This window comes from Sphingomonas sp. 320_CC (assembly GCF_059691795.1).
Genome location: NZ_JCAWAE010000003.1, coordinates 138797 through 165112, shown reverse-complemented (window position 1 = coordinate 165112; position 26316 = coordinate 138797). Strand labels below are relative to the sequence as shown.

The following is a 26316-nucleotide window of genomic DNA, read 5'->3' as shown; positions in this document are numbered from 1 at the left end:
AGGATGCGCAAGTGGTCGGGCCCGGAGAAAAGTAACCTATGCGTATCGTTTTCGGACTGGGTGTTGCCGCGATGGCACTGGCGTCGTGCTCGCCGCCCAAGGAACTGTCCGTCGACGGGGCCTGGGTGCGGCTCGGCGCGGTGACCGGACGGCCTGCGGCGGCGTACTTCATTGTGCATGGGGGGCCGGTGCCGGCGACGCTGATCTCTGCCACGACCGACGTCGCGATCAGGTCTGAGATGCACGAGACGATGGACAAGGGCGGCATGTCGACGATGACGCCGCTCGCGAAGGTCGAGATTCCGGCGAATACGGACGTAGCCTTCGCGCCGGGTGGGCGGCACGTGATGCTCTTCGACATGAACTCGGGGATCAAGCCCGCCGATCGCGTCACGCTCACGTTCGCGTTTGCCGATGGGACACGCATCATCAACAACGCGACCGTGGTCGCGGCGGGAACTCCGGTAGGGAAGTGACCGGAGCAGGCTCAAGGCGCGGGCTTACCGAGGGAGAGACGGCGCTCGCGGCATCGGTGTTCGGGGGTGCGATCGATTACTCTTCGGTCAGCTTGGCACGTCGCAAATGGGCGTTCTTCCAGCCGCGCGATACGGTGATGGCACCCCGCGGCTGTATCCACTTCCACCCCAAGGGCGACCTGTGGTGCGACGACTTCGCGCATGCGAACCTGACGTTGCAGGGACTGTTCGTCCACGAGATGACGCACATCTGGCAACACCAGCGCGGCGTGTTCCTGCCCTTGGCGCGGCATCCGTGGTGTCGGTACGACTATGCGTTCCGGCCGGGGGTGGCGCTGCATCGCTACGGCATCGAGCAGCAGGGGGAGATCGTGCGCCATGCCTTCCTACTGCGTGCGGGAGCGAAGGTGGCGGGCGCGCCGCCGCTCGCCCAGTACGAGACGGTGCTGCCGTTCACGCCGTCAGCGCTCGCCTAGACAGGATCGCTATTATAGTTGGGACCACGCCAAGCCCACCCCGTCACCCCGGACTTGTTCCGGGGTCCACCGTTCCGCGAACTCAAAGACCGATGAGCATGCGGAACGGTGGATGCCGGAACAAACCCGGCATGACGGAAGGGTTCAAACCGATCCGACCTCAGAGCCAGCTACGACCATCCGGCCCGGCACAGCCGTAAGGCGGCAACTGGCCCGGGAACCGTGCCTGCATCTTGTGGCAGCCCCAGGCGCGCATCGGCCCCGGTGCATAGCCGTTCAACGCGATGCCGACCTCGTCATACGGGCTCGATCCGCGCGCGACGTACATGTACCAGCGACCGCCGAACATCACCGCCGCCGCGATGAGCACGACACAAACGACCTGGACGATTTTTTGCATTGGGAACCCTTTTTGTAAAGAAGGGCGCCCCGTTGCAGACAACATGGATCAATTTCAACCACCGATCTGGTAGATCGCGATCCACTCAATCGGCAGAAATCCGCCGTTTACAGCGCGTCGAAATCGATAGGTCGTGTTCTATCAAGTGCTTGCGGCGCCTCGGGCATCGGATATTTCAGTCCGGTCGCGCAGTTGAAAAGAACGACCTTGTCGTCCTCGTCGACCAGCCTGGTGTTCAGCGCCTGATGATACGCCGCCAGCGTCGCGCCGCCCTCGGGGCATAGCAGCAGCCCATCCTGCTTCGCCGCCGCGTCGACCGCCTTCAGGATAGCCGGATCGCCGACCGCCAATGCCTGCCCGCCGCTCTCGCGAACCGCACGGAGGATCAGGAAGTCGCCGACCGCTTTCGGCACGCGAATCCCCGCCGCGACGGTGCTTGCGTCTTCCCAACGCTCGGCATGCTCCTCGCCCGCTTCGAACGCGCGGACGATCGGCGCGCACCCGCTCGCCTGCACGGCGAACATCTTGGGGCGCTCGGAGCCGATCCAGCCGAGCTTCTCGAGTTCGTCGAACGCCTTCCACATCCCGATCAGCCCGGTGCCGCCGCCGGTCGGGTAGAAGATCGCTTGCGGAAGTTTCCAGCCGAACTGCGCGGCGAGTTCGAGCCCCATCGTCTTCTTGCCCTCGATCCGATAGGGCTCCTTCAACGTCGAGAAATCGAACCAGCGGCCCTCCGCGGCGCCCTTCCCGACGATCGCGCCGCAATCGTCGATCAGCCCGTTGACCCGCCAGACGCGCGCGCCCTGCATCGCGATCTCGCGGACGTTGATCTCGGGGGTGTCGTCGGGGCAGAACACGATCGTCTCGATCCCGCACCGCGTGGCGTAGGCGGCCAGCGCCGCGCCCGCATTGCCGTTGGTCGGCATCGCGATCTTGGTGACGCCCAGTTCCTTCGCCATCGCGACGGCCATGACCAGCCCACGCGCCTTGAAGCTGCCGGTCGGGAGGCGGCCTTCGTCCTTCACGAGCACATTGGGCCCGCCGGACTTGGTCAACGGCACCAGCGGCGTCTCGATTTCGCCGAGGCTGACGATGTTGGACGTGTGGCGGACGGGGAGCAGTTCACGCCACCGCCATAGATCGGTCGGCCGCGCTTCGATCGTATCACGCGAAACCGAGGACCGCACCGCGTCGAGGTCGTAGCGGACGAGCAACGGTCGCCCGGCGCGCGACAGCCCATGAAGCTGATCCGCCTCATACCGCTCGCCGGTAATCGAGCATTCGAGATGCGTGACGAAGGTCTGGCGATCGGTCGTGAGGTTCTGGTTCATTTTTTATCCTGACGAGGCCCAAAACCCCCGTCACCCCGGACCTGTTCCGGGGTCCACCGATCCGCGAACCAAGCGGCCGTGAATGCGCGGCGCGGTGGATGCCGGAACAAGCCCGGCATGACGGAGTGTTTAGATGAACATGAAGACGATACCCGTCAGTACGACAACCACCGCCAGCCAAATGAAAAACTGCTTCCACGTATCCGGGATTGCGGCGCCCAGTCCCTCGATCAGCACTCCGACCAGATCGTGCACGCCGCTCTCCCTACAAGTTACCCGGCCTTGGCGACGCCGACCATGGCGGGACGCAGCAGGCGATCCTTAATCATGTAGCCCGCCTGCATCTCCTGGACGATCGTTCCGGCCGGCTGGTCGCTCGGGACTTCGAGCATCGCCTGGTGCTTGTTCGGGTCGAGCATCTGGCCCTCAGCCGCGATCTTGGTGATGCCGTGGCGCTGGAACACGCTTTCCAGCTCGCGACCGGTCGCTTCGAGCCCGGTGACGAGCCCCTTCATCTTCTCGTCCGCCCGCAGGTCCGCCGGGATTGCCGACAGGCCGCGCGAGAGGTTGTCCGCAACCGAAAGCACGTCGCGCGCGAACGCCGTCGCGGCATAGGCGCGCGCGTCCTGCGCTTCCTTCTCGGCGCGGCGGCGGACGTTCTGGATCTCGGCCTGCGCGTAGAGGACGTTCTGCTTGGCTTCGGCGAGCTGGTTCTCGAGCTCGGCGACGCGGTCGTTCGAGGCCACTTCAGGTGCGGCGTCGGCGGTCTCTTCGCGCAGGTCTGCAGGCGTGTTCTGGTCGATGTCGGACATGGTTTTCCCTATAAATTGGGCCGGCTCAACCCATCAACCGGGCGAGCGTTGCAGCCGTGAAATCCACCATGGGCACGACGCGCGCATAGTTCAACCGCGTCGGGCCGATGACACCGACCACGCCGACCACCCGACCGTCCAATCCGCGGAAGGGCCGAGCGATCACCGAAGACCCTGACAACGCAAACAATTTGGTCTCCGCGCCGATGAAAATCCGGGTCGAATCGCCAGCCCGCGCGCTGTCCAAAAGCGACGCGACTTCCTGCTTTCCCTCGAGATCGTCGAGCAGGTCGCGGACCCGATCGAGATCGGCGGCGGCGGCGGCATCGATCAACCGCCCCTGCCCGCGCACGATCAGCACCGGGCGACGATCGGCATCCTCGCTCCACACCGCGATGCCGCGCTCGACCAGCGTCCGCGCCGCGCCGTCGAGCGCCGCCTGCCCGTCCGCCAGCTCACGCTCGATCCGGGTCCGCGCATCGGCGAGCGTCAGGCCGCCGAGCGTCGCCGACATGTAGTTGCCCGCCTCAATCAGAGCGGACGGCGACATGCCCTTGGGCAGTGCGATCACGCGGTTCTCGACCGAGCCGTCCTCGCTGACCAGCACCGCGAGCGCCTGCTCGGGCGACAGCGCGACGAACGCGATCTGGCGGAGCTTCAGTTCGCGCTTGGGGACCATGACCAGTCCGGCGCAGGCCGACAGCCCGGAGAGCGCGAGCGTGGTCGCGGCGAGCGCCTCCTCGACCGGGCCTCCGACGCCGGCACGTGCCTCGATCGTCTGGCGCTCTTCGAACGAGGGTTCCATTGCCTGCATCATGCCGTCCACGAACAGGCGGAGACCACGGTCTGTCGGCATGCGGCCCGCGCTGGTATGCGGGCTGGCGAGCAGGCCGAGACCTTCGAGTTCGCCCATCACGCCGCGAATCGAGGCGGGCGAGAGGCTGAGACCGGTCAGTTGCGCGATCGTCTTCGACCCCACCGGCGTGCCGCTCGCGAGATAGCTGTCGACGACGGCACGGAAAATGTCGCGCGCGCGATCGGTCAGTTCGGTGACGGGGGGCGTGGCCATACGTCTGATCTAGGGCTGATCGACGGGCGTACAAAGAGGAATGCACCTATCCACCCGTCATCCTGACGAAAGTCAGGACCCAGGGTAACCGAACGGTGTCCTGCGTGGCTCTGGGTCCTGACTTTCGTCAGGATGACGGCGGTGGTTGGGCTGGCGAGCGACCAAACGAAAGGCTAGGCAGCGGGCAACCACTCACTCCCGTTAGGATAAGACTATGCGCCCATCCGGCCGCGCCCCAGACCAGATGCGTGCGATCACGATCGAGCCGCGCTTCACCAAGCATGCCGAGGGCTCCGTCCTGATCGGCTTCGGCGATACCAAGGTGCTCGTCACCGCCAGCGTCGAGGAGAAGGTGCCGCCGTTCATGCGCGGCAAGGGCGAAGGCTGGGTGACCGCCGAATACGGCATGCTCCCACGCGCCACCAACACGCGCAACAACCGCGAGGCCGCCAAGGGCAAGCAGTCGGGCCGCACGCAGGAAATTCAGCGACTGATCGGCCGTAGCCTTCGCGCGGTGGTCGACCTGAAGCTGCTCGGCGAGCGCCAGATCGTGATCGACTGCGACGTGATCCAGGCGGATGGCGGCACGCGCACCGCGTCGATCTCGGGCGGCTGGGTCGCGCTTCGACTCGCCATCGATGGCCTGCTGGCGAGCGGCAAGCTGACCGCCGACCCGCTGACGCAGAAGGTCGCGGCGATCAGCTGCGGGATCTACCAGGGCAATCCGGTGCTCGACCTCGACTATATCGAGGATTCGGGCGCGGATGCGGATGCGAACTTCGTGCTGCTCGAAAACGGCAACATCGCCGAGGCGCAGGCGACTGCGGAGGGCGCGACGTATGACGAGGAGGCGCTGCTCCGCCTGCTGCGTCTCGCGCGGATCGGCTGCACGGATATCTTCGCGGCGCAGGCGAAAGCCGTGGCCAAGTGAGCGGCGAAGGCAAGGAACCGCAGGCGATCCGCAAGCTCCAGCCAGGCAAGCTGGTCATTGCCAGCCACAACAAGGGCAAGGTTCGCGAGATTGCGGCGTTGTTGGAAGGCCGGGGACTCGAAGTCGTCTCCGCCGCCGAGCTCGATCTGCCGGAACCCGTCGAGACGGGCACGACCTTCTTTGCGAACGCCGAGCTGAAGGCACGCTCTGCCGCCGATCTGTCGGGCTATCCCGCGCTCGCGGACGATAGCGGGCTGTGCGTCGACGCGCTGAACGGCGATCCGGGCGTCTACACGGCGGATTGGGCTGAGACGCCGAACGGTCGCGACTGGGTGATGGCGATGCAGAAGGTCGAGGACGCGATCGTTGCCAAAGGCCCCGACGTGGGCCGCGGCGCCCATTTCGTCAGTGTGCTGGCACTGGCTTGGCCCGATGGTCATGTCGAATGGTTCGAGGGGCGTGCCGAGGGGACGCTCGTCTGGCCGCCGCGTGGGGATGTCGGGTTCGGGTATGACCCCGTGTTCGTGCCGCTGGGCTACGACCAGACCTATGCCGAACTCCCGCACGAGACGAAGAACGCGATCAGTCATCGGAACGAGGCGTTCAAGTTGCTGGAAGCGGCAGTGTTCTGAGAGACTTACTTCCCGTTCCCCCGCGAAAGCGGGGGTCCAGGAGCCACGAATGTCACGCTCTTGACCCTGGGCTCCCGCCTTCGCGGGAGAACAGCAGGGACCGACCCTGTCTAAACCGCGATCGCCTGCTTCTCCGGCCATATCACCGCAGGCAGCGCTTCGAACGCGGGTTTTGCCAGCAGATACCCCTGGATATACCGCACGCCGAGACCACGCAGCGCCTCGAACTCGCCACGCGTCTCGACCCCCTCGGCGATCACCGTGATTCCCAGCGCCGTGCACATCCGCAGCATCCCCTCGACGATCATCCGCCGCGGCAGGCTCGTGTCGATGTCGCGGATCAGCTCCATGTCGAGCTTGATGATGCCCGGCTGGAACCGCGCGAGCAGGTTGAGCCCGGCATGCCCTGCACCGAAATCGTCGAGCGCGGTACCGAACCCCATCTTCTGATACGTCGCGATGATGTTCGCGACATGCGCGGGGTCGAGCATCTCCTCGTTCTCGGTGAACTCGAAGATAAGGCGGTCGGTCGGCATGCCGACTGCCGCCGCCGTCTTGAGCGTCAACTGGATGCACGCTGCCGGCGAATAGACAGCGTTCGGGAGGAAGTTGATCGACAGCCGCGCGGGCGTGTCTAGCAGCCCGGCCTTCACCGACGCCTCGATCGCGCGCACCCGGCATTGCTGGTCGAACGCGTAGAGATTCTTGGCATCGACCTGAGCCAGCACGCTCGCCGCCGACTGGCCTTCGGGACCGCGCACGAGCGCTTCGTAGGCGAAGACGGTCTCGGTCTCGACGTCGACGATCGGCTGGAACGCCATCGAGAAGGCGAAGGACAGGCCGGCGCCGTCTCGGCATCCGACGCAGCCAGTTGGCCGAGCGCCATCGGGTTTGGATACTGGTATCATTCGACCAGATTAAGCGACGACCGCTTAAGAAAGTGCCACCAATTTGGGTCTAACCGCTTGCTCCAGATCAATAAGCGCGCTCGCCGAAGACGTTGCCGGGGGGCGAGTAGCGGCACACCAGATAGTCGTCGGTCTTGTTGCTCGCCATCGCGCAGCCGACCTGCGTCGAGCCGCGCCAGACGATCTGCGTATAGTGCGCGACGTCCTCGAACTTGCCGGTGCGGCTGAACCCGGGGGTCGGCTGGTTGATGAAATCGCGCTTCTCGGCGACCCAGTGCCCCATCATCTCGGTATACGCATAGGCATAGCGCGTGCCGGTCCACAAATTCTCGCCTTCGCGCGACATGCCCTGGGGTTGCGGCGCGTGCGCGAATTTGCCGGTGCGCGCGAGTTCCTCGGCATAGGCGCGCGCGGTGGTCGCCAGCGTATCGCTCCAGGTGAGCGGCGCCACGCCGACGGCGGCGCGCGCGGCATTGTGGCCGTCCATCATCGCGGTCTTGAGCAGGCTCGCACCGCGCGGTGCCGGCGCCATCGTATCGCGACGCTCGACGACACGCTCGGGGCCCTGCGCGCAGCCTGCCATCAACAGCGCCCCGGCGATCGCCAAACCCATCCGTGCCGTCATTGCGCTTCCTTCGGCCGCCCCGTGCGACCATATGCGCGAGATAATGCCCGTCTTCGAAACACCAAGCCCCCGGTCCGATTCCCCCGGCGACCTCGCGCTGTACGTCCACTGGCCGTTCTGCGTGTCGAAATGCCCGTATTGCGACTTCAACAGCCACGTCCGCGAGGAGGTGGACCAGGCAGCGTGGCGGGAGGCGCTGCTCACCGACCTTGCGCATGAGGCGCGGGTATTGCCGGGGCGCAAGTTGCAGTCGATCTTCTTCGGGGGCGGCACGCCGTCGCTGATGCCGCCGTCGACGGTCGCGGCGGTGCTGGATGCGGCGGAGAAGGCCTGGGGATTCGCCGAAGGGATCGAGATCACGCTGGAGGCGAATCCGTCTTCGGTGGAGGCGGCGCGGTTTGCGGATCTGGCGCGTGCCGGGGTGAACCGGGTGTCGCTGGGGCTGCAATCGCTCGACGATCAGGCGCTGAAATTTTTGGGGCGTTCGCATGACGTGAACGAGGGACAAGCCGCACTGGCAACCGCGCAGAGCGTGTTTCCGCGCGTCAGTTTCGACCTGATCTATGCGCTTCCCGGCCAACGGCTCAACGATTGGCGCGCAGAACTGGCGCGCGCGTTGAGCCTGGGGACGGAACATCTCTCACTGTATCAGCTGACGATCGAAGCCGGCACACGGTTCGCGACCGAGGCGCTGGCGGGGCGGATCGTGATCCCGGATGGCGATTCGGCCGCCGATCTGTTCGAGGCGACGCGTGCGGATACCGCCGCGGCGGGTCTTCCCGCATACGAGACGTCGAACCATGCGCGGCCGGGGTCGGAGAGCCGCCACAACCTCGCTTACTGGCGGTACCAGGATTATGCTGGGATCGGGCCGGGGGCGCATGGGCGACGCGGCGGGCTGGCGACGGTGCGGCGGAAGAAGCCGGAGAACTGGCTGGCGGCGATCGAGCGTAACGGCCACGGAATGGAGGTGGAGGACCCGCTGACGCCCTCGACCCGCGCGACCGAGGCTTTGCTGATGGGGTTGCGGTTGGCGGAAGGCGTCGATCTGGAGCGGATCACGGCGTTGAACGCGGGCGTGGTGCCGGTGGATCTGGCGGCGGTGGCTCAGCTGGAGGAGCTGGGGCTGATCGTGCACTCCCCGGGCCGATTGCGGGTTACCGAAGCGGGGGCGCTCCTACTCGACGCGATCCTGCCGGAAATCGTCACCGCGTAGGCTGATCTTCGATCATCCCCCTCCCTGGAAGGGAGGGGTTAGGGGTGGGTCGGCCAGTTGGCTATCGGTGCGCCCGCCCCATACCGACCCACCCCCTACCCCTCCCTTTCAGGGAGGGGGAAGCTTACTTCCCGAACCCGGCCGGTGCGGGCGAGACCACCGTGGTCGTGCCGCCGCGGATTTCCTTAACCTCGAGCGCGCGCTCGGCGACGCTGTCCTTGCCGAAGCGGAACGCCCCATCGATGCCGGCGAAGCCATCGCCGTCGCGCAGGCGGTTGACCGGGAACGGCGTACCGGGCTTCCAGTCGCGCGCGATGCGGACCGTCAGCAGCACCGAATCATAACCAAGGCTCGACAGACGGTATGGCCCTGCCCCGAACCGCGCGCGGTATTTGGCGGCATATTGGCGGTACAGCGTGTCCGAAACGCTCGCATACCAGGCGCCGTTGAGCGCTGCCTTGGCGGCGATCGCGGTGTCCGAATTCCAGAGTTCGGTGCCTAGGATACGCGTCGAAGCGCCGCTGCCACGCTTGACCATCGCGGCCGCGGAGGCTGCGTTGGCGCCGCCATCGGCGATCAGGACCGCGTCATAGGGGGCCTTCGCCGCAAGCCGCGTAACTGCGCCTGAGATACCGCCGGGGCCCCGCGCGTAGGTCTGGAGCGAGACGACCTGACCGCCCGCGCCTTCGACTGCGCGAAGGAACGCGGTGGACGCACGCTCGCCGTACAGGCCGTTGGGGACGAGGCCGGCGAAGTTGCTGACGCCGCGCTCCTTGGCGAAATCGACGACGCGCGCGATCGACTGGGTCGGGACATAGCCCATCAGGTACGTGCCGCTGCCCGCCACGCCGAGATCGTTGGAGAAGCTCAGCACCGGGATGTTCGCGGCGCGCGCAATCGGCGCGACCGCACGGACGTCGTCGGCGAGCAGCGGCCCGAGGATCAGCTGAGCGCCCTCGGCGATCGCGCGCTGCGCGGCAGCGGCGGCACCGGTCGCGGTGTCGTAGTTGGTAATCCGGACGCGCTGGTTCTGCGTATCGAGCAGCGCGAGCATCGTCGCGTTGGCGATAGAGGTGCCAACGCCGGCATTGCTGCCCGACAGCGGCACGAGCAGCGCGACCCGGTTACGCTCGGCATCGCGCGGGATGCCGGTCTCGACGCCGATCTCGGGGCGATCGACGGGACGCGTGGTCGGGCGCTGCTGCGTCGGCTCGACTGGACCACGCGGGACGATTGTCTGGCACGCGCCGAGCAGGCACGCCGCGACAAGGGTCGCCCATCGCCCTGCAGTACGTGCGGATTGCCCTATCGTCGTCGCGTCTGCCATGACCGTCCCCATGAACCCTGAAACTCTTCTCGATCCCGGCCTCTACATCGTCGCGACCCCGATCGGCAATCTTGGCGATCTGTCGCCGCGCGCCGCCGACATCCTCCGCCGCGCGGACGTGATCGCGGTCGAGGACAGCCGCGTCACCGCCGGTCTGCTCCGCCACATCGGCACGAAGACGCCGATGGTGCCGTATCACGATCACAGCGCGGAAGGCGTGCGCCCGGCGCTGATCGCGCGTATGGCGACGCAGGCGGTGGCGCTGGTGTCGGACGCGGGGACGCCGCTGATCTCGGATCCGGGGTTCAAGCTGGTGCGTGATGCACGCGCGGCGGGGCATCTGGTGGTGACGATCCCGGGGCCGTGCGCGGCCGTGGCGGCGCTTACGCTGGCGGGGCTGCCGACCGACCGGTTCTTGTTCGTGGGGTTCCTGCCGTCGAAGATGCACGCGCGGGCGGAGGCGATCGCGGAGGTGGCCACGATCCGCGCGACTCTGGTGATGTATGAGTCGGGGCCGCGGCTGGGGGCGTGTTTGGCGACGCTGCTCGAAGGTCTCGGCGACCGAGAGGCGGCGGTGACGCGCGAGATCAGCAAGAAGTTCGAGGAGGCGGTGACGGGGACACTCTCGACGCTCGCCGCGCGTTATGCGGATGCGCCGCCGCGGGGGGAGATCGTGATCGTCGTCGCGCCGCCGGGGGAGGCGCCGCCAGCGAGTGCGGAGGATGGCGATGCTGCGCTGGTGGAGGCGTTGACGCGCCTGTCGACCGGGCAAGCTGCGAGCGAGGTGGCCAAGAAGCTCGGGCTCGACCGCAAGGCGCTGTATGCTCGGGCGCTGGAATTGAAGCCCAAGCCCTGATCTCCCCTCCCGCTTGCGGGAGGGGTCGGGGGAGGGCATGCCATAGACGTGCCGCCCCCGCCCTCCCCTAGCCCCTCCCGCAAGCGGAAGGGGACACACGACCGAAAGGCTGCGGAGGCGACCGGCCGTCGCGGCGAGCGGATGGCAGGGTGGTGGCTCCGCCTCAAGGGCTGGAGCATCCTCGATCGCCGAGTCCGCACGCCCGCCGGCGAGGTCGACCTCGTCGCCCGCAAAGGCAACCTCGTTGCCTTCGTCGAAGTGAAAACCCGCGCGACCGCCGCCGAACTCGACTTCGCGATCGACGAGCGCCGCCTCGCCCGCGTCGCAGCAGCCGCGGAGTATCTGATGCCGCGCTACGCCGGACCCGGCGACGACATCCGCGTCGACGTCATCCTGCTCGCCCCCGGCACCCGCCCGCGCCATATCGAGAATGCCTGGATCGGGTGACGCCGCCCGGTGACTTCGCGCCCGCCCGCGCCTACATGCGCTCGACCGAACAGAAGGAAGACGCATGAGCCTCACCGTCGCCGTCCAGATGGACCCGCTCGACAGCATCAACATCGCCGGCGATTCGACCTTCGCGCTGATGTTGTCTGCGCAGGACCGCGGGCACACGCTCTTCCATTACTCGGCCGAGGATCTGAACTACCGCGACGGCCGGGTCTGGGCGAAGGCGCATCCCGTCACCGTGCAGCGCGTCGTCGGCGATCACTTCAGCGTCGGCGAGCCCGTGAACCTCGACCTCGGCGACGAGGCGGACGTCGTTCTCATGCGCCAGGATCCCCCGTTCGACCTCGGCTACATCACCGCGACGCACCTGCTCGAGCGGATCGCCGACAAGACGCTGGTCGTGAACGATCCCGCGCAGGTGCGGAACGCGCCCGAGAAGGTGTTCGTCCTCGATTACCCGCAGTTCATGCCGCCGACGCTCGTCACCCGCTCGCTCGACGAGGCGCGGAAATTCCTCGCCGAGCACGGCGCGATCGTCATCAAGCCGCTGCACGGCAATGGCGGCAAGGCGATCTTCAAGGTCGAGTCGGACGGCGCGAACCTGTCGGCGCTGATGGAGGTCTTCAACATGACGTGGCGCGAGCCGCACATGGTCCAGGCGTTCCTCCCCGACGTGGCCAAGGGCGACAAGCGCATCGTGCTGATCGACGGCGAAGTCGCGGGCGCGATCAACCGCCTGCCGGGCGAAGGCGAGATCCGCTCGAACCTCGCGGTCGGCGGCTCGGCGGAGAAGTCGGTGCTGACCGACAAGGAGCGCGAGATCTGCGCGGTACTCGGGCCGGAACTGAAGAAGCGCGGGCTGTTGTTCGTCGGGATCGACGTGATCGGCGGCACATGGCTGACGGAGATCAACGTGACCTCCCCGACCGGGATCGTCGCGATCTCGAACTTCGATGGAACGGATCTGGCCGCCATGATCTGGGATGCGATCGAGGCGAAGGTCGCGGCGCGGTAACCGTCCGAATCTGTTCGGCACTTACCCCCTGAAACAGGGGAAGCTTGTTTCCCCGCGAAGGCGGGGACCCAGACTGGGCTCCCGCCTTCGCGGGAGAACAAGGAAGTGCAGACGGTCATTCAACTATTGTCGGTGATCGATCATGCGGAACGGTGGATGCCGGAACACATCCGGCATACCGGCAGTATGTGATACCCATGACTGAATTCATCCTCGATCTCATCGCCTGGGGCGGATATTTCGGTATCTTCCTGTTGATGGCGCTCGAGAATATCGTGCCCCCGGTGCCGTCCGAGGTGATCATGGGCCTCGGTGGCATGGCCGTCGCGCGCGGCGACATGAGCGTCGTGCCGCTGATCGCCTGGGGCACCGCGGGCTCGGTCGTCGGCAATTACTTCTGGTATTATATCGGCCGCAACATCGGCTACGAGCGTTTCCGTCCGTTCATCGAGCGCAACGGCCGCTGGCTGACGATGGAATGGTCGGACGTCGAGAAGATCCACCGGTTCTTCATGAAGCGCGGCGGCTGGGTAATTTTCGTGTTCCGGTTCATGCCGACCTTCCGCACCGTCATCTCGCTCCCCGCGGGAATGACGCGCATGCCGATCTGGCAGTTCGTGATCTGGACCGCGGCGGGCAGCGCGATCTGGAACACCGTGCTCACCTATGCCGGCATCCTGCTCGGCTCGCATTTCGAAGAACTCGATCGCTATGTCGGACCGGTCGCGGTGGCGACGTTCGTCGTCATCATCATCGGTTATGGCTGGCGCGTGCTGACCTGGAAGCCGAAGGGCTAGACGCCGCCATGCGGGTGGGCGTTGCGATAGACGTCCATCAAATGCGCGGCATCGACCTGCGTGTAGACCTGCGTCGAACTCAGGCTCGCATGGCCGAGCAACTCCTGTAGCGCGCGCAGGTCCGCCCCCCGCCCCAGCAGATGAGTCGCGAAACTATGGCGCAGAGCATGCGGCGTCGTCCGATCGCCCAGTCCCAGCCGCGCCCTCGCTGACTGCACCGCCCGGCGGATCATCACCGGCGACAACGCCCCGCCCTTCGCCCCGCGGAACAGCGGTTCGCCGCGCGTAACCGGCCACGGCGTCTGCGCGACATACGCTTCGATCGCCGTACGAACCTGCGGTAACAAGGGCACGACGCGCGTCTTGGCGCGCTTGCCCGTCACCCGGATCGTCTCGCCGAGCGGCAGGATATCGCCCCGCAGCGTCAACGCCTCGCCGATTCGCAAGCCTGCGCCGTACAGCAGCATCAACACCGCCCAGTCGCGCGCGCTGATCCACGGCTCGGCCGCATCGTCCGCCACCTCCTCCGCCAACGCGACCACCTCGGCCGGCGAGATCGGTCGCGGCACGCCCGCCTTCACGCGCGGCCCCCGCATACGCGGCTGCTCCGCGCCTTCGTTCGCCCAGGCGAGAAACCCGCGCACCGCGGACAATTCCCGCGCCGCCGACGCGTTACCCAACCCGGCTTCTCGGCGTTGCGCCAAATACGCTCGCAGGTCTGTCGCGGTTACTCGTGCGAGCGCCCCGCGCGTGATCCGCTCCCCCCAATGTCCGACCAGGAACGCCGTCAGCCGTTCGGCCGACGCCCGATAAGCCCGGATCGTGTGGACCGATCGCCGACGATCGCGCTCGAGGTGCTCCGCCCAGAGCATCGACGGCGGCAGAATTTCCAGCGTCTGGTCTTTATCGGTGGGCATGTGTGGACAGTAACGCCCCGAACAGGCAAAGAAAATTAACCCAGCCGCTATATTCGAGTTTCATGTCGCCTGTCGATCTCATCACAGACAACTTTTCAGACGAAGCACGGCGCGTGGCTGCGCTTCAGGCCTTGGCGTTGCTCGATAGCGAACCCGAGCTTGAATTCGATGCATTGGTCGCGTTGGCCGCAGAAATGCTGGGTTGCCCTAACGCTTTGCTAACACTCGTCGACAGCAATCGGCTCTGGATCAAGGCGGCGAGCGACGGCGAACGCGGTGAGATCTCCCGCGAAATCGGCATGTGCAATTACACGATCCTCGGCAAAGAACCGATGGTCATCGAAGACGTGTCGAGCGATTTTCGATTCGCGGCCAATCCTCGGACGCAACCGCCTGACGGTATTCGGTTTTACGCTGGCGCGCCGGTTAATGCGCGCGACGCGAGCGGTGAATATTATGCGATCGGCTCGATCTGCGTCGTCGATACTGTACCGCGCTCGCTGAACGATGCCGGGCGCAAGGCGCTGACTCATCTGGCGACCCTGGCAGAGGCGATGATCGCCGCGCGGTCCGCTGCACGCGAGGCCATCGCGATTGCGACGACCGCGGATCGCCAAGCGGCTGCGCTGGCCCGTCAGGACCGCGTTTTCCGGCAGGCGGAACGGATGGCGGCGATCGGATCGTGGCGCGTGTCGCTGGCCGACGACAAGCTGCAATGGTCGGACGGCGTCTATCACATTCACGGCCTGCCGATCGGCGACCTGCCCGAGATGCCGGTGGCGATGGAATTCTATCCGCCGCATGCCCGCGACGAGATGAACGCATCGCTTCGGCGGACGATCGAAACCGGTGCGCCGTTCGATATCGAAGTCGATTTCAAGAACGCGCAGGGTGAACAGCGCCGTGTCCGCGTGCTCGGCGAGTGCGAGACCGTCGACGGCCAGACCATAGCGTTGGTCGGCGTCTTCCAGGACGTAACGGAACGCCACGCGCTCGAGGTCAATTTGCGACGCTCGGCGAATACCGATTCGCTGACCGGCATCGCCAATCGGGCGGCGTTCGATCGTACGCTCGATGCAGCCATGACGCGGTCGCATGCCGACGGCACGCCGTTGTTGCTCGCGCTGGTCGATCTCGACGGGTTCAAGGCGATCAACGACACACTTGGCCATACCGCGGGCGACGACGTGTTGCGCGGCGTCGGCCGGATCCTGAAGGCTCCCTGGCTCAAGAACAGCTTTGCCGCCCGCGTCGGTGGTGACGAATTCGCGATCCTGATCGAGGATCCCGGCATGGCCGCGAACCCTGGCTATATCTCTGCCCGGCTGGAGGAAGCGTTACGCTTTCCGATCGCGCTGAACGGCCTCGCGATGGTCAGCGCGGGCACGGTCGGCATCACCGCTTTGGACCGCGACTGCCTTTCGGTGCGCGATTTCATCCACCGCGCCGATACGATCCTGTACCAGGCGAAGCGCGCGCGTGTCGGCGAACGACGCCGTCCGAACCGCGACGCTGCGTAAGGCGGCATCGACCGACCCGACGTAAGCGGTTCACGCGGAGTCGATCTGTCCCCATATACCGACACGATGTCGTCCCGCGCCCGTGTCCTGATCCTCAACGCCGCCCTCGGGCCGCTCGACTACCGCGTGCCCGCCGGCATGAGCGTCGAGCCGGGCTCGATCGTGGTCGCCCCCCTCGGACCGCGCCAGCTGCTTGGCGTGGTGTGGGAGGCGGAGCGGATGCCATCCGATGCGGAGGTCGGCGACAACCGGTTGCGCAACCTGCTCGCGGTCGCCGACGTACCGCCGCTGGGAGCGCCGCTACGGCGACTGGTCGAGTGGACCGCGGACTATTACCTCGCGCCCGCGGCGTCGGTGTTGCGGATGACGCTGGCGTCCACCTCGGCGCTGGAGGGGGCACGAACCGCTGTCGAGTATCGTTCTACCGGGGTCGTGCCCCCTCGCCTGACGCCACAGCGCGAGCAGGCGCTGGAGCGGATCGGTGACCGCCAAGGCCTCATCCGCGAACTAGCAACGCTGGCGGAGGTCAGCGACGCGGTGATCCGCGGGCTGGTGAAGGTCGGCGCGATCGAGGCGGTCGAGGTCAGCATCGACGTCCCCTACCCCGTACCCGATCCGCAGCATCATGAGCCGACTTTGTCAGAGGACCAGCGGGCAGCAGCCGATGTCCTGGTCGCTGGCGTCGCAGAGCACGCGTTCCACCCGACGTTGCTCGACGGCGTTACGGGCTCGGGGAAGACCGAGGTGTATTTCGAGGCGGTGGCCCAGGCGATCCGCGACGGCCGCCAGACGCTTGTCCTGCTCCCCGAGATCGCGCTGACCGAACCCTTCCTGAAGCGCTTCCACGACCGCTTCGGCTGCGAGCCGATCGCGTGGCATTCGGGGCTTCGATCGACCCAGCGGCGGCGCGCGTGGCGCGCGATCGCGAGCGGCGAGGCGCTGGTGACGGTCGGCGCGCGGTCGGCGCTGTTCTTGCCCTACCACGACCTCGGGCTGATCGTGGTCGACGAGGCGCACGAGACCAGCTTCAAGCAGGAAGAGGGCGTGCATTATCACGCGCGCGACGTGGCGGTGATGCGCGGCAAGTTCGAGGGGTGCCCGGTCATCCTCGCCTCCGCAACACCGGCGATCGAGACTCGGCAACAGGTCGCGACCGGGCGCTACGCGGAGCTGAAGCTGCCCGGCCGGTTCGGCGCGGCGGAGATGCCGACGATCGAGCCGATCGACTTGATCAAGGAACCGCCGGAACGCGGCCGCTGGCTGGCCCCGCGCCTCGTCAAGGCGATGCAGGAGACGCTGGAACGGCGCGAGCAGTCGCTGCTGTTTCTCAACCGGCGGGGCTACGCACCGCTGACGCTGTGCCGGACGTGCGGGCACCGGTTCCAATGTCCGAACTGCACTGCCTGGATGGTCGAGCACCGCCTCACGCGCCGCCTCGCCTGCCACCATTGCGGCCATGCCGAGCCGACGCCGCGCGTGTGTCCCGAGTGCAAGGGCGAGGATACGCTGGTCGCCTGCGGGCCGGGTGTGGAGCGGATCGCCGACGAGGTGACGGCGCTCTTCCCAGAGGCGAAGACGGCCGTCGTTACGTCCGACACGATCTGGTCGCCGGCCAAGGCGGCGGAGTTCGTCGGGCGGATGGAAGCCGGTGATATCGACATCGTCGTCGGCACGCAGCTCGTGACGAAGGGGTATCACTTTCCAAACCTCACCCTGGTCGGCGTCGTGGATGCGGATCTAGGCCTCGACGGTGGCGATCTGCGGGCGGCGGAGCGCACGTTCCAGCAGATCCGGCAGGTGTCGGGGCGCGCCGGGCGTGGCGAGAAGCCGGGGCACGTGTTCATCCAGACGCATAGTCCAGGGGCACAGGTGATGCAGGCGCTCATCACCGGCGATGCCGACGCGTTCTACGCCGCGGAAACGGACGCGCGAAAGGATGCAGGCGCGCCGCCGTTCGGTCGGTACGCAGCGATCGTGGTGTCGTCGGAGGACCAGTCCTGCGCGCACGAGACGGCCAAGCTCGTCGGGCGGAGCGCACCTGAAGTCGACGGCATGCACGTCTACGGCCCCGCCCCCGCCCCGCTGGCGATGCTGCGCGGCCGGCATCGCTACCGGCTGCTCGTCCATGCGCGGCGCGCGCTGGATGTGCAGGACGTCATACGGGACTGGCTGGGGAAACTGGAATGGCCATCCAAAGCGCGCGTGACGGTGGACGTCGACCCGTATAATTTCCTCTGATCGTGCGGGCAACGCGGCCTTAACGCTCGGCCCGGTATGCGTGCCGGATGACGCCGTCCCGCATCGCACCCATCCAGTGGCTTCGCGCACTCGCAGCCACGCTCGTGTTGCTGATGCACGCGTCCGACATGATCGATTCCGGGCCGGTCGCGCTAACCGGCAAGTTCGTACCGTCGGTCCCCAATCTCTCGATGTTCGGCGCGAGCGGGGTCGATCTGTTCTTCGTCATCAGCGGGTTCGTCATGGCGCAGTCGCTGGCGACCGCGGACGCTGATTCGTGGCGGTTCCTGGCAAAGCGATGGTTGCGGATCGTACCGTTGTTCGCGTGCGTCAGCGCAGTCTACATGCTGATCATGCACGACCCCTTGACCGTGCCGGCGGCGTGGATGTCGATCACCGTGCTGCCCGTTCTCGACGGAGCGGGCTACCATGTTCCCGCGCTGTATCCCGGCTGGACGCTCGGGTTCGAATTCGCGTTCTACGCCATCGTGGCGGTTGCCATGCGGGCGCCGCAGCGCCGTGTTGAAATGCTGCTAGCCCTCACGGTGGCGCTGGCGGTGATCGGCAGCGTCGTTCATCCCGGCTGGGCACCTTTGAGGCTGCTGCTGAACCCGCTCCTGCTCGAATTTGCGCTCGGCGTAGGTGTGTGGATGGCTTGGCGCAGCGGGATCAGCGCACGCTATGCGACGCCTGCGCTCGTCATCGGGACCGTGCTGCTCGTGGTCGGGATCGCCTTCGGACTGGGCGTGCCGCTATCGCTTCAGATCGAGGTTGCCGTTGCCGGTACCTCGGGCCTCGCGCGGACCTGGACGTGGGGCATTCCCTGGGCACTGGTGGTAGTCGGGGTGATCGACACATCGGCGGACGGACGGTTCGAACGGATTGTCGCGCGCGTGGGCGATGCGTCCTATTCGACGTACCTGACCCATCCCTGCCTGATCGCGCTGCTGTGGATGGTCGGAGGCTATGCCCCAACCATGTCACCCTATCTGTTCGCGCTGGCGTTCATCGTCGCATCGACGATGCTGGGATTGGCGGTGCATCGGTGGATCGAGCGGCCGCTGCTGGCGCGGTTGCAGCGTCGGCCGTCGGTATCGATCGGGCGAGCACCGGCGCTCGCCTGACAGGCGTTACTCGCCAGCATGTTCGGCGAGGACGGTCAGGCCCTTGGCGTTGACCTCGGCGAAACCGCCCTTGATCGCGATGATCTCGGGGGTGCCATTCTGCGTGCGGAAGATCTGGACACCGCCGTCGCGGACCGTCGACATGAAGGGGGCGTGGCCTTCGAGGACGCCGAAATCGCCTTCGGTGCCGGGGACGACGACCATGTAGACCTCCTCCGAGCGGACGAGCTTTTCTGGCGTGACGAGTTCGAAATGCAGCATGTCTATCTTCTCACTCCCTCCCCTTCAGGGGAGGGTCGGGGTGGGGGAGTGCGGCAGGCGCGACGCGCGCGGTCAGGCCCCACCCCAACCCTCCCCTAAAGGGGAGGGAGCTAAGCTTAAGCCTCGGAAGCCATCTTCTCGGCCTTGGCGACGGCTTCGTCGATGCCGCCGACCATGTAGAACGCCGCCTCGGGGAGGTGATCATACTCGCCCTCGACCACGGCCTTGAACGACCGGACCGTATCCTCGAGCTGGACGAACTTGCCGCTGATGCCGGTGAAGACCTCGGCGACGTGGAACGGCTGGCTCAGGAACTTCTGGATCTTCCGCGCACGCTGGACGGTGAGCTTATCCTCTTCGCTCAGCTCGTCCATGCCGAGAATCGCGATGATGTCCTGCAGCGACTTGTACTTCTGCAGCGTCGACTGGACGGCGCGTGCAGTGTCGTAATGCTCCTGGCCGACGACGCGTGGCTCGAGCAAACGCGAGGTCGAATCGAGCGGATCGACGGCCGGGTAGATGCCCAGCTCCGAGATCGCGCGGTTGAGGTTGGTCGTCGCATCGAGATGCGCGAACGACGTCGCCGGGGCCGGATCGGTGAGATCGTCTGCGGGAACGTACACGGCCTGCACCGAGGTGATCGAGCCCTTGTTGGTCGACGTGATGCGCTCCTGCAGCGCGCCCATGTCGGTCGACAGCGTCGGCTGATAGCCCACCGCCGACGGGATACGGCCGAGCAATGCCGAAACCTCTGCGCCCGCCTGCGTGAAGCGGAAGATGTTGTCGACGAAGAACAGCACGTCCTGGCCTTCGACGTCGCGGAAATACTCTGCGATCGTCAGGCCCGACAGCGCGACACGGGCACGCGCGCCTGGCGGCTCGTTCATCTGGCCGAACACGAGCGCGACCTTCGAGCCTTCCGACTGCGGATTGCCGTCGGCATCCTTGGCGATGACGCCCGCGTCGAGGAACTCGTGGTACAAATCGTTGCCCTCGCGGGTACGCTCGCCGACGCCCGCGAACACCGAGGTGCCGCCATGGCCCTTGGCGATGTTGTTGATCAGTTCCTGGATCAGCACGGTCTTGCCGACGCCGGCGCCGCCGAACAGGCCGATCTTGCCGCCCTTCGCATAGGGTGCGAGCAGGTCGATGACCTTGATGCCGGTGACCAGGATCGCGCTCTCGGTCGACTGGTCGACGAACAGCGGCGCCGAGGCATGGATCGGGGCGGTCGTCTCTGCGCCGACGGGACCACGCTCGTCGATCGGCTCGCCGATGACGTTGAGGATGCGGCCGAGCGTCTTGGGGCCGACCGGTACGCGGATCTGCGAGCCGGTGTCGGTGACGGTCTGGCCGCGGGTCAGGCCCTCGGTTGCGTCCATCGCGATCGTGCGAACGGTGTTCTCGCCGAGATGCTGCGCGACTTCGAGGACGAGCCGGTTGCCGTTATTGTCGGTTTCGAGCGCCGACAGAATCGCGGGCAAATTGTCGGGGAAATGCACGTCGACGACCGCACCGATGACCTGCGAGATGCGGCCGGTGTTGTTGGTGGCCTTGGGGGCGAGCGTGGTTCCGAGGGTCTCTGGGGCGGTTGCCATTGTCTGCTTCCTTGGACTTACTTGAGCGCTTCGGCGCCCGAGATGATTTCGACCAGCTCGGTCGTGATCGCGGCTTGGCGGGTACGGTTATACTGGATCGAGAGGCGCGTGATCATGTCGCCAGCGTTGCGCGTGGCGTTGTCCATCGCGTTCATCCGCGAGCCCTGCTCCGACGCCGCGTTTTCGAGCAGCGCGCGGAAAATCTGGATCGCGACGTTGCGCGGCAGGAGATCGGCGAGGATCGCTTCCTCGTCGGGCTCATACTCGACCACGGCTTCGGCGGGCGCACCCGGCTTGGCTTCCGCCCCGGGGATCGCCGAGAGCGGAATCGGGATGATCTGGATGCCGGTCGGGACCTGCACCAGCGCCGAGACGAACTTCGCGTAGAACAGATGCGCAACGTCGAACTGACCTTCGCCGAAGCGCTTGATCAGGTCCTCGGACACGGCCTGCGCGTCGCTGAACGCGAGCCGTTTGATCTGCCCCATCTCGTGATCGGCGATGATGTCGTTCGGATAGAAGCGCTTGATCACGCGCCCCTTCTTGCCGGCGACATAGAACTTCACGGTCTTGCCGGCCGCGATCAGTTCCTCGGCCTTGCGACGCGCCGCGCGGACGATGTTGGTGTTGAACGCGCCCGCGAGGCCACGCTCGGACGTCGCGATGACGATCAGGTGGACCTGGTCCTTGCCAGTGCCCGCGAGCAGCGGCGACGCGCCCGGCGCGATGCCGACGCGCCCCGCCAGGCTCGCCATCACCGCTTCGAGACGCTCGGCATACGGACGCCCGGCAACCGCCGCGTCCTGCGCACGGCGCAGCTTCGCAGCGGCGACCATCTTCATCGCCTTGGTGATCTTCTGCGTCGACTTCACCGAGCCGATGCGGATCTTGAGGGCCTTAAGTGATGCCATTCTAGTTCGTCACCGTCCCTAAACCGTCATGCCGGACTTGTTCCGGCATCCACTCCTCCACCAGTCCTACGGGATCTGAGGCACGGTGGACCCCGGAACAAGTCCGGGGTGACGGTGTGTGTATGTCGTTTTCTACGCAGCTCAGGCGAAAGTCTTCGCGAACGCTTCGAGCGCTGCCTTCAGCTTGTCCTTCGCCTCGTTACCCAGGTCGCGGGTATCGCGGATCAGCTTCAGCACGTCGGCATGGTTCGCACGCATGTCGGCCAGCAGCGCCTGCTCGTAGCGGGTCACGTCGGCGACCGGCACCTTGTCGAGATAGCCGCTGGTACCGGCGAAGATCGACACCGTCTGCTCTTCGAACGGCAACGGCGAGAACTGGGCCTGCTTGAGCAGCTCGGTCAGTCGCGCACCACGGTTGAGCAGCTTCTGCGTCGACGCATCGAGATCCGACCCGAACTGCGCGAACGCCGCCATCTCGCGGTACTGCGCCAGCTCGAGCTTGATCGAGCCCGACACCTTCTTCATCGCCTTGGTCTGTGCCGCCGAACCGACGCGCGACACCGACAGGCCGACGTTGATCGCCGGGCGCACGCCCGAGAAGAACAGGTCGGTCTCGAGGAAGATCTGGCCGTCGGTGATCGAGATCACGTTGGTCGGGATGTACGCCGAAACGTCGCCCGCCTGCGTCTCGATGATCGGCAGTGCGGTCAGCGAGCCGCCGCCATTCGCGTCCGACATCTTCGCCGCACGCTCGAGCAGGCGGCTGTGGAGATAGAACACGTCGCCCGGATACGCCTCACGGCCGGGAGGGCGACGCAGCAGCAGCGACATCTGGCGATACGCGACCGCCTGCTTCGAGAGATCGTCGTAGCAGATCAGCGCGTGCATGCCGCGATCGCGGAAATACTCGCCCATCGCGACGCCGGTGTAGGGCGCGAGATACTGCAGCGGTGCGGGGTCCGACGCGGTCGCGGCGATGACGATGGTGTATTCCATCGCGCCATTCTCTTCGAGCGTCTTGACCAGCTGTGCGACGGTCGAGCGCTTCTGGCCGATCGCGACATAGACGCAATACAGCTTCTTCGACTCGTCGTCGCCGGCGTTGGCGATCTTCTGGTTGATGAACGCGTCGATCGCGACGGCGGACTTGCCGGTCTGGCGATCGCCGATGATCAGCTCGCGCTGGCCGCGGCCGACGGGAACGAGTGCATCGATCGCCTTGAGCCCGGTCTGGACCGGCTCGCTGACCGACTGGCGCGGGATGATGCCCGGCGCCTTCACTTCGACGCGGCTGCGCTCGGTGGTGTGGATCGGGCCCTTGCCGTCGATCGGGTTGCCGAGGCCATCGACCACGCGGCCGAGCAGCTCCTTGCCGATCGGCACGTCGACGATCGTGCCGGTGCGCTTGACGATGTCGCCTTCCTTGATCTCGGAATCGCTCCCGAAGATCACGACGCCGACGTTATCGGCCTCGAGGTTGAGCGCCATGCCCTGCACGCCGTTCGAGAATTCGACCATCTCACCGGCCTGGACGTTGTCGAGGCCAAAGATGCGCGCGATGCCGTCACCGACGCTCAGCACCTGGCCGGTCTCGCTGACCTGGGCCTCGGTGCCGAAATTGGCGATCTGATCCTTGATGATCTTCGAGATTTCTGCGGCGCGGATATCCATTAGCTTAGCCCTTCATCGCGTGCGCGAGAGTGTTGAGACGCGTCTTGATCGACGAATCGATCATCTGGCTGCCGACGCGGACGACGAGTCCACCCAGCAACGATGGGTCGACGCTGAGGTCGACGGAAACTTCACGGCCGACCCGCTGGCGGAGCTGATGCTTTAGCTCGATCACCTGCTCGTCGGTCAGCGGATGCGCAGACGTCACCTCGGCGGCGATCTCGCCGCGATGCTGCGCGGCAAGTGTCCGGAATGCCTTGATGATCTTCGGCAGCGCGCCGAGCCGGTGGTTCTCGGCGAGGACACCGAGGAAGCTCTTGGTGGTCGCATCGACACCGAGCTCGTCGGCGACCGCTGAGACAGCCTTCACGGCCGCGCCACGCGACACCATCGGGCTGGACGTCAGCGTGCGGAAGTCCTCCGACTGCGCGAGCGCGTCACGCACGTTCGCCAGGCTCGACTCGACCGCGTCGATCGTCTTCGCGTCACGCGCGAGTTCGAACAGGGCCAGCGCGTAACGCCCGCCTAAGCTCGCTTGAATACCGCCGGATGTCTCCACGGACCTGTCAATCCTCGCCTGAAACCGAAATAGTGCCGTCCCACAGGGGAAGAGGGCGCGAAAGCACCTCTCATGGGACGCGGCGCGGGTAGCATCGGGTTCGCGGATTGGCAACCCGGCGGGAAGGTCGTGGGGACGGGTTTGTGACTGTTCTGTCATTGATCAGGGGTTGAAAGGCCACGATTCCTCTCCTCTCCGTCATCCGCGCGCAGGCGGGGATCCTTATCTCCCGGAATCGGCGCTTTCCCCGCACGGCCTGCCACTATGGGTTCCCGCCTCCGCGGGAATGACGGTATTGGCAGGCGTTACGACCAATCGACGAGGACGAGAGAATGACCGGCACGATGGAAACGATGACGATGTCCGACGGCGCGACCGTCGCGGTCTATCACGCGCAGCCGACCGGCGAGCGCCGCGGCGGCCTCGTGCTGGTGCAGGAGATCTTCGGCGTGACCGACCATATCCGCGACCTCTGCGACGAGTACGCGGCCGATGGCTACGAGGTCCTGGCCCCCGCGCTGTTCGACCGCGAGCATCCCGGCTTCGAGGCGGACTATTCCGGCGAAGGCCTAGCGCGCGGCGTCGAACTCGCGCGGCAACTTCACCCGTTCGACCTGTCGCTGAAGGACGTCCAGACCTGCATCGACACGCTCGCCCCCGCCGGGCCGGTGTTCGTGGTCGGCTATTGCTATGGCGGCTCGGTCGCGTGGTTCGCCTCGACCAAGCTCACCGGCGTCGCGGCGGCGAGCGGCTATTATGGCAGCATGATCCCGGCGGCGGCGGACGAGGAACCGAAGGTGCCGGTGATCCTCCACTTCGGTCGCCACGACCATGGTATCCCGATGGAGGGGGTCGAGCAGGTCATCGCCAAGGATTGGCCGAACGCGACGGTGTATGTCTACGAGGCAGGGCACGGGTTCAATTCGGACCGGCGGAAGGATTACCACGAGCCGAGCGCGGATTTGGCGAAACAGCGGACGCTGGACCTGTTCCGCGCCAACGGGGGCTGATCGGCCCCTTCCCATTTGCACCACCCCGGCGAAGGCCGGGGCCCAATTGGAAAGGTGGCAATAATTGAGGGATGCGTTCCGTTAGCAACGTCCCCCAATTGGACCCCGGCCTTCGCCGGGGTGGCGGCTTTGGTAGAAGGCCTCACGCAGGCTAGCGCTGTAGACGTGAAGCCAACCTCTGCTCCCTTGTTCTCCCGCGAAGGCGGGAGCCCAGTCTGGGTCCCCGCCTTCGCGGGGAAACAACTCTCTCTCGCGCTGCTCCGAGATTATTCCTCCGGAAAATCCGCCCCAAGGCTATCCGCCTTGTGCGCCTCAATCTCCTTCAGCCGCTCAGCCAGCTTCTTCGTCACAGCATCATACCCCCAGGCCCCCAGCACCAGATGCCGCGGCGGGTTCGCATCCTCGGTCAGCGCAATCATAGCTTCACCGGCCCGCACCGGGTCACCCGCCTGCGTCCCGCTAACCTCCCGAGTACCATCCAGCCGCTTGCCCGCCGTATCGGCGTAGTCCGCGATCTTCACCGGCGTCTGCTTCAGCGAACGCCCGGCCCAATCCGTCCGGAACGGCCCCGGCTCGACGCACGTCACGTCGATCCCAAGCGGCTTGACCTCGGCAAGCAACGCATCCGACCAACCCTCCACCGCATGCTTCGACGCGGCATAATACCCCGAGCCCGGAAACCCGACCTGACCCGCGACCGACGTAATATTGATGATGTTGCCGCTCTTCTGCGCACGCATCACCGGCAGCACCGCCCGCGTCAGCGCGAACAACCCGAACACGTTCGCATCGAACTGCGCACGGATTTCGGACTCGACGCCCTCCTCGACCGATGCCTGATAGCCGTAGCCCGCATTGTTCACGAGCACGTCGATCCGACCGAACTTGGCCTTGGCTTGCGCGACCGCATCGTCGATCTGCGCCTGCTCCGTCACGTCGAGCGACAGCGCGAGCACACGATCCTCGGCGCCCTCCGCCAGATCGGCGACGCGATCCGCATCCCGCGCGGTCACCACCGCACGCCAACCGCGCGCGAGCACGAGCTTGGCGAGTTCGCGACCGAAACCGGTCGAGCAGCCGGAAATGAACCAGACGGGCGTGTCGGAGGCCATGAGACATCTTTCGTTAGGGGGTATGCACAAGAGAACGGCCGGGTCGGCGATTGGCTCCGCTTTGACCGCAAGCC

General features: G+C 66.2%; 28 protein-coding genes. 13 read left to right on the top strand and 15 right to left on the bottom strand.

From position 1 onward, the window contains the following. Nucleotides 1–38: 38 nt before the first annotated feature. Entirely contained in the window at nt 39–476 is a 438-nt protein-coding gene (locus AC59GX_RS12300; RefSeq protein WP_426281635.1) for a copper chaperone PCu(A)C, read from the top strand. Beyond that, nucleotides 473–952: a vgr related protein gene (locus tag AC59GX_RS12295; RefSeq protein ID WP_426281636.1), complete on the top strand. Its 480-nt coding sequence runs from the start codon at nt 473–475 to the stop codon at nt 950–952. The genes AC59GX_RS12300 and AC59GX_RS12295 overlap by 4 nt, the downstream gene beginning before the upstream one ends. 160 nt (nt 953–1112) lie before the next feature. Here the strand turns inward: AC59GX_RS12295 and AC59GX_RS12290 are convergent, their stop codons facing one another. The 5 genes from AC59GX_RS12290 to hrcA all read right to left on the bottom strand — a co-directional run bounded on the left by AC59GX_RS12290 (nt 1113) and on the right by hrcA (nt 4564). After that, nucleotides 1113–1352, bottom strand: a complete 240-nt coding sequence (locus AC59GX_RS12290) for a hypothetical protein (RefSeq protein WP_056065145.1) — start codon at nt 1350–1352, stop codon at nt 1113–1115. 107 nt (nt 1353–1459) lie between these two features. Further along, complete coding sequence (locus AC59GX_RS12285) at nt 1460–2683, bottom strand: threonine synthase (protein WP_426281638.1); 1224 nt, start codon at nt 2681–2683, stop codon at nt 1460–1462. A gap of 129 nt (nt 2684–2812) precedes the next feature. Further along, entirely contained in the window at nt 2813–2938 is a 126-nt protein-coding gene (locus AC59GX_RS12280; protein WP_268795438.1) for a hypothetical protein, read from the bottom strand. Nucleotides 2939–2955: 17 nt separating this feature from the next. Beyond that, nucleotides 2956–3495: a nucleotide exchange factor GrpE gene (grpE, locus tag AC59GX_RS12275; protein ID WP_426281639.1), complete on the bottom strand. Its 540-nt coding sequence runs from the start codon at nt 3493–3495 to the stop codon at nt 2956–2958. A 25-nt stretch (nt 3496–3520) separates the two neighbouring features. Continuing rightward, complete coding sequence (gene hrcA, locus AC59GX_RS12270) at nt 3521–4564, bottom strand: heat-inducible transcriptional repressor HrcA (RefSeq protein WP_093399755.1); 1044 nt, start codon at nt 4562–4564, stop codon at nt 3521–3523. Nucleotides 4565–4778: 214 nt separating this feature from the next. Between hrcA and rph the strand changes: the two genes are divergently transcribed. Continuing rightward, nucleotides 4779–5495: a ribonuclease PH gene (gene rph, locus AC59GX_RS12265; protein WP_056055360.1), complete on the top strand. Its 717-nt coding sequence runs from the start codon at nt 4779–4781 to the stop codon at nt 5493–5495. Continuing rightward, nucleotides 5492–6127 (top strand): RdgB/HAM1 family non-canonical purine NTP pyrophosphatase, encoded by a 636-nt coding sequence (gene rdgB / locus AC59GX_RS12260; protein ID WP_426281642.1) that lies wholly within the window; start codon nt 5492–5494, stop codon nt 6125–6127. The genes rph and rdgB overlap by 4 nt, the downstream gene beginning before the upstream one ends. Before the next feature lie 110 nt (nt 6128–6237). Here rdgB and AC59GX_RS12255 read toward each other — a convergent pair whose 3' ends face one another. Next, entirely contained in the window at nt 6238–7035 is a 798-nt protein-coding gene (locus AC59GX_RS12255) for an EAL domain-containing protein (RefSeq protein WP_497301783.1), read from the bottom strand. A 67-nt stretch (nt 7036–7102) separates the two neighbouring features. Then, the gene (locus AC59GX_RS12250; RefSeq protein WP_056065155.1) at nt 7103–7660 is read right to left on the bottom strand and encodes a CAP domain-containing protein; all 558 of its coding nucleotides are present in this window, start codon (nt 7658–7660) and stop codon (nt 7103–7105) included. 43 nt (nt 7661–7703) lie between these two features. Here AC59GX_RS12250 and hemW point away from each other — a divergent pair, with 43 nt between their 5' ends. Then, nucleotides 7704–8876, top strand: a complete 1173-nt coding sequence (gene hemW, locus AC59GX_RS12245) for a radical SAM family heme chaperone HemW (protein WP_426281644.1) — start codon at nt 7704–7706, stop codon at nt 8874–8876. A 124-nt stretch (nt 8877–9000) separates the two neighbouring features. Here the strand turns inward: hemW and AC59GX_RS12240 are convergent, their stop codons facing one another. Beyond that, the gene (locus AC59GX_RS12240) at nt 9001–10203 is read right to left on the bottom strand and encodes a penicillin-binding protein activator (protein WP_426281645.1); all 1203 of its coding nucleotides are present in this window, start codon (nt 10201–10203) and stop codon (nt 9001–9003) included. A 10-nt stretch (nt 10204–10213) separates the two neighbouring features. Between AC59GX_RS12240 and rsmI the strand changes: the two genes are divergently transcribed. The 4 genes from rsmI (at nt 10214) to AC59GX_RS12220 (ending at nt 13321) form a co-directional block, all read left to right on the top strand. Then, the gene (gene rsmI, locus AC59GX_RS12235) at nt 10214–11059 is read left to right on the top strand and encodes a 16S rRNA (cytidine(1402)-2'-O)-methyltransferase (RefSeq protein WP_426281646.1); all 846 of its coding nucleotides are present in this window, start codon (nt 10214–10216) and stop codon (nt 11057–11059) included. Nucleotides 11060–11200: 141 nt separating this feature from the next. After that, nucleotides 11201–11506 carry a YraN family protein gene (locus AC59GX_RS12230; RefSeq protein ID WP_426281857.1) on the top strand — a complete coding sequence of 102 codons (306 nt, stop codon included), beginning with the start codon at nt 11201–11203 and terminating at the stop codon, nt 11504–11506. 64 nt (nt 11507–11570) lie between these two features. Continuing rightward, complete coding sequence (gshB, locus tag AC59GX_RS12225) at nt 11571–12524, top strand: glutathione synthase (RefSeq protein ID WP_426281648.1); 954 nt, start codon at nt 11571–11573, stop codon at nt 12522–12524. Between the two features lie 197 nt (nt 12525–12721). Then, nucleotides 12722–13321 (top strand): DedA family protein, encoded by a 600-nt coding sequence (locus AC59GX_RS12220; RefSeq protein ID WP_093399762.1) that lies wholly within the window; start codon nt 12722–12724, stop codon nt 13319–13321. On the opposite strand, the gene AC59GX_RS12215 is transcribed toward AC59GX_RS12220, so the two are convergent. After that, a complete protein-coding gene (locus tag AC59GX_RS12215; protein ID WP_426281858.1) occupies nt 13318–14193 on the bottom strand; it encodes a tyrosine recombinase XerC in 876 nt (291 codons plus the stop codon). The genes AC59GX_RS12220 and AC59GX_RS12215 overlap by 4 nt on opposite strands. Before the next feature lie 107 nt (nt 14194–14300). Between AC59GX_RS12215 and AC59GX_RS12210 the strand changes: the two genes are divergently transcribed. From AC59GX_RS12210 to AC59GX_RS12200, 3 genes are all read left to right on the top strand, one after another. After that, nucleotides 14301–15758 (top strand): sensor domain-containing diguanylate cyclase, encoded by a 1458-nt coding sequence (locus AC59GX_RS12210; protein WP_426281649.1) that lies wholly within the window; start codon nt 14301–14303, stop codon nt 15756–15758. A gap of 66 nt (nt 15759–15824) precedes the next feature. Beyond that, the gene (locus AC59GX_RS12205; protein WP_426281650.1) at nt 15825–17996 is read left to right on the top strand and encodes a primosomal protein N'; all 2172 of its coding nucleotides are present in this window, start codon (nt 15825–15827) and stop codon (nt 17994–17996) included. Between the two features lie 47 nt (nt 17997–18043). Beyond that, entirely contained in the window at nt 18044–19120 is a 1077-nt protein-coding gene (locus AC59GX_RS12200; RefSeq protein WP_426281652.1) for an acyltransferase family protein, read from the top strand. A 6-nt stretch (nt 19121–19126) separates the two neighbouring features. Here AC59GX_RS12200 and AC59GX_RS12195 read toward each other — a convergent pair whose 3' ends face one another. The 5 genes from AC59GX_RS12195 to AC59GX_RS12175 form a co-directional block, all read right to left on the bottom strand. Continuing rightward, entirely contained in the window at nt 19127–19381 is a 255-nt protein-coding gene (locus tag AC59GX_RS12195) for an ATP synthase F1 subunit epsilon (protein WP_056488477.1), read from the bottom strand. Nucleotides 19382–19497: 116 nt separating this feature from the next. Continuing rightward, complete coding sequence (atpD, locus tag AC59GX_RS12190; RefSeq protein WP_056488474.1) at nt 19498–20979, bottom strand: F0F1 ATP synthase subunit beta; 1482 nt, start codon at nt 20977–20979, stop codon at nt 19498–19500. 17 nt (nt 20980–20996) lie between these two features. After that, nucleotides 20997–21890 carry a F0F1 ATP synthase subunit gamma gene (locus tag AC59GX_RS12185; protein WP_426281655.1) on the bottom strand — a complete coding sequence of 298 codons (894 nt, stop codon included), beginning with the start codon at nt 21888–21890 and terminating at the stop codon, nt 20997–20999. 141 nt (nt 21891–22031) lie between these two features. Next, nucleotides 22032–23561, bottom strand: coding sequence for a F0F1 ATP synthase subunit alpha (atpA, locus tag AC59GX_RS12180; protein ID WP_055873607.1), 1530 nt, complete (start codon nt 23559–23561; stop codon nt 22032–22034). Nucleotides 23562–23565: 4 nt separating this feature from the next. Beyond that, a complete protein-coding gene (locus AC59GX_RS12175; RefSeq protein ID WP_121905252.1) occupies nt 23566–24120 on the bottom strand; it encodes a F0F1 ATP synthase subunit delta in 555 nt (184 codons plus the stop codon). Nucleotides 24121–24452: 332 nt separating this feature from the next. On the opposite strand from AC59GX_RS12175, the gene AC59GX_RS12170 reads away from it, so the two are divergent. Further along, the gene (locus tag AC59GX_RS12170) at nt 24453–25130 is read left to right on the top strand and encodes a dienelactone hydrolase family protein (RefSeq protein ID WP_426281658.1); all 678 of its coding nucleotides are present in this window, start codon (nt 24453–24455) and stop codon (nt 25128–25130) included. 266 nt (nt 25131–25396) lie between these two features. On the opposite strand, the gene AC59GX_RS12165 is transcribed toward AC59GX_RS12170, so the two are convergent. Next, a complete protein-coding gene (locus AC59GX_RS12165) occupies nt 25397–26242 on the bottom strand; it encodes an oxidoreductase (RefSeq protein WP_426281660.1) in 846 nt (281 codons plus the stop codon). Nucleotides 26243–26316: the final 74 nt, after the last annotated feature.

Bases quoted from the DNA above. Each gene is read 5' to 3' on its own strand.
- AC59GX_RS12300 (WP_426281635.1), top strand. From the start codon at position 39: ATGCGTATCGTTTTCGGACTGGGTGTTGCCGCGATGGCACTGGCGTCG.
- AC59GX_RS12290 (WP_056065145.1), bottom strand. From the start codon at position 1,352: ATGCAAAAAATCGTCCAGGTCGTTTGTGTCGTGCTCATCGCGGCGGCG.
- AC59GX_RS12285 (WP_426281638.1), bottom strand. From the start codon at position 2,683: ATGAACCAGAACCTCACGACCGATCGCCAGACCTTCGTCACGCATCTC.
- grpE (WP_426281639.1), bottom strand. From the start codon at position 3,495: ATGTCCGACATCGACCAGAACACGCCTGCAGACCTGCGCGAAGAGACC.
- hrcA (WP_093399755.1), bottom strand. From the start codon at position 4,564: ATGGCCACGCCCCCCGTCACCGAACTGACCGATCGCGCGCGCGACATT.
- rph (WP_056055360.1), top strand. From the start codon at position 4,779: ATGCGCCCATCCGGCCGCGCCCCAGACCAGATGCGTGCGATCACGATC.
- AC59GX_RS12255 (WP_497301783.1), bottom strand. From the start codon at position 7,035: ATGATACCAGTATCCAAACCCGATGGCGCTCGGCCAACTGGCTGCGTC.
- AC59GX_RS12250 (WP_056065155.1), bottom strand. From the start codon at position 7,660: ATGACGGCACGGATGGGTTTGGCGATCGCCGGGGCGCTGTTGATGGCA.
- hemW (WP_426281644.1), top strand. From the start codon at position 7,704: ATGCCCGTCTTCGAAACACCAAGCCCCCGGTCCGATTCCCCCGGCGAC.
- AC59GX_RS12240 (WP_426281645.1), bottom strand. From the start codon at position 10,203: ATGGCAGACGCGACGACGATAGGGCAATCCGCACGTACTGCAGGGCGA.
- rsmI (WP_426281646.1), top strand. From the start codon at position 10,214: ATGAACCCTGAAACTCTTCTCGATCCCGGCCTCTACATCGTCGCGACC.
- AC59GX_RS12230 (WP_426281857.1), top strand. From the start codon at position 11,201: ATGGCAGGGTGGTGGCTCCGCCTCAAGGGCTGGAGCATCCTCGATCGC.
- gshB (WP_426281648.1), top strand. From the start codon at position 11,571: ATGAGCCTCACCGTCGCCGTCCAGATGGACCCGCTCGACAGCATCAAC.
- AC59GX_RS12220 (WP_093399762.1), top strand. From the start codon at position 12,722: ATGACTGAATTCATCCTCGATCTCATCGCCTGGGGCGGATATTTCGGT.
- AC59GX_RS12215 (WP_426281858.1), bottom strand. From the start codon at position 14,193: ATGCTCTGGGCGGAGCACCTCGAGCGCGATCGTCGGCGATCGGTCCAC.
- AC59GX_RS12210 (WP_426281649.1), top strand. From the start codon at position 14,301: ATGTCGCCTGTCGATCTCATCACAGACAACTTTTCAGACGAAGCACGG.
- AC59GX_RS12205 (WP_426281650.1), top strand. From the start codon at position 15,825: ATGTCGTCCCGCGCCCGTGTCCTGATCCTCAACGCCGCCCTCGGGCCG.
- AC59GX_RS12200 (WP_426281652.1), top strand. From the start codon at position 18,044: ATGACGCCGTCCCGCATCGCACCCATCCAGTGGCTTCGCGCACTCGCA.
- AC59GX_RS12195 (WP_056488477.1), bottom strand. From the start codon at position 19,381: ATGCTGCATTTCGAACTCGTCACGCCAGAAAAGCTCGTCCGCTCGGAG.
- atpD (WP_056488474.1), bottom strand. From the start codon at position 20,979: ATGGCAACCGCCCCAGAGACCCTCGGAACCACGCTCGCCCCCAAGGCC.
- AC59GX_RS12185 (WP_426281655.1), bottom strand. From the start codon at position 21,890: ATGGCATCACTTAAGGCCCTCAAGATCCGCATCGGCTCGGTGAAGTCG.
- atpA (WP_055873607.1), bottom strand. From the start codon at position 23,561: ATGGATATCCGCGCCGCAGAAATCTCGAAGATCATCAAGGATCAGATC.
- AC59GX_RS12170 (WP_426281658.1), top strand. From the start codon at position 24,453: ATGACCGGCACGATGGAAACGATGACGATGTCCGACGGCGCGACCGTC.
- AC59GX_RS12165 (WP_426281660.1), bottom strand. From the start codon at position 26,242: ATGGCCTCCGACACGCCCGTCTGGTTCATTTCCGGCTGCTCGACCGGT.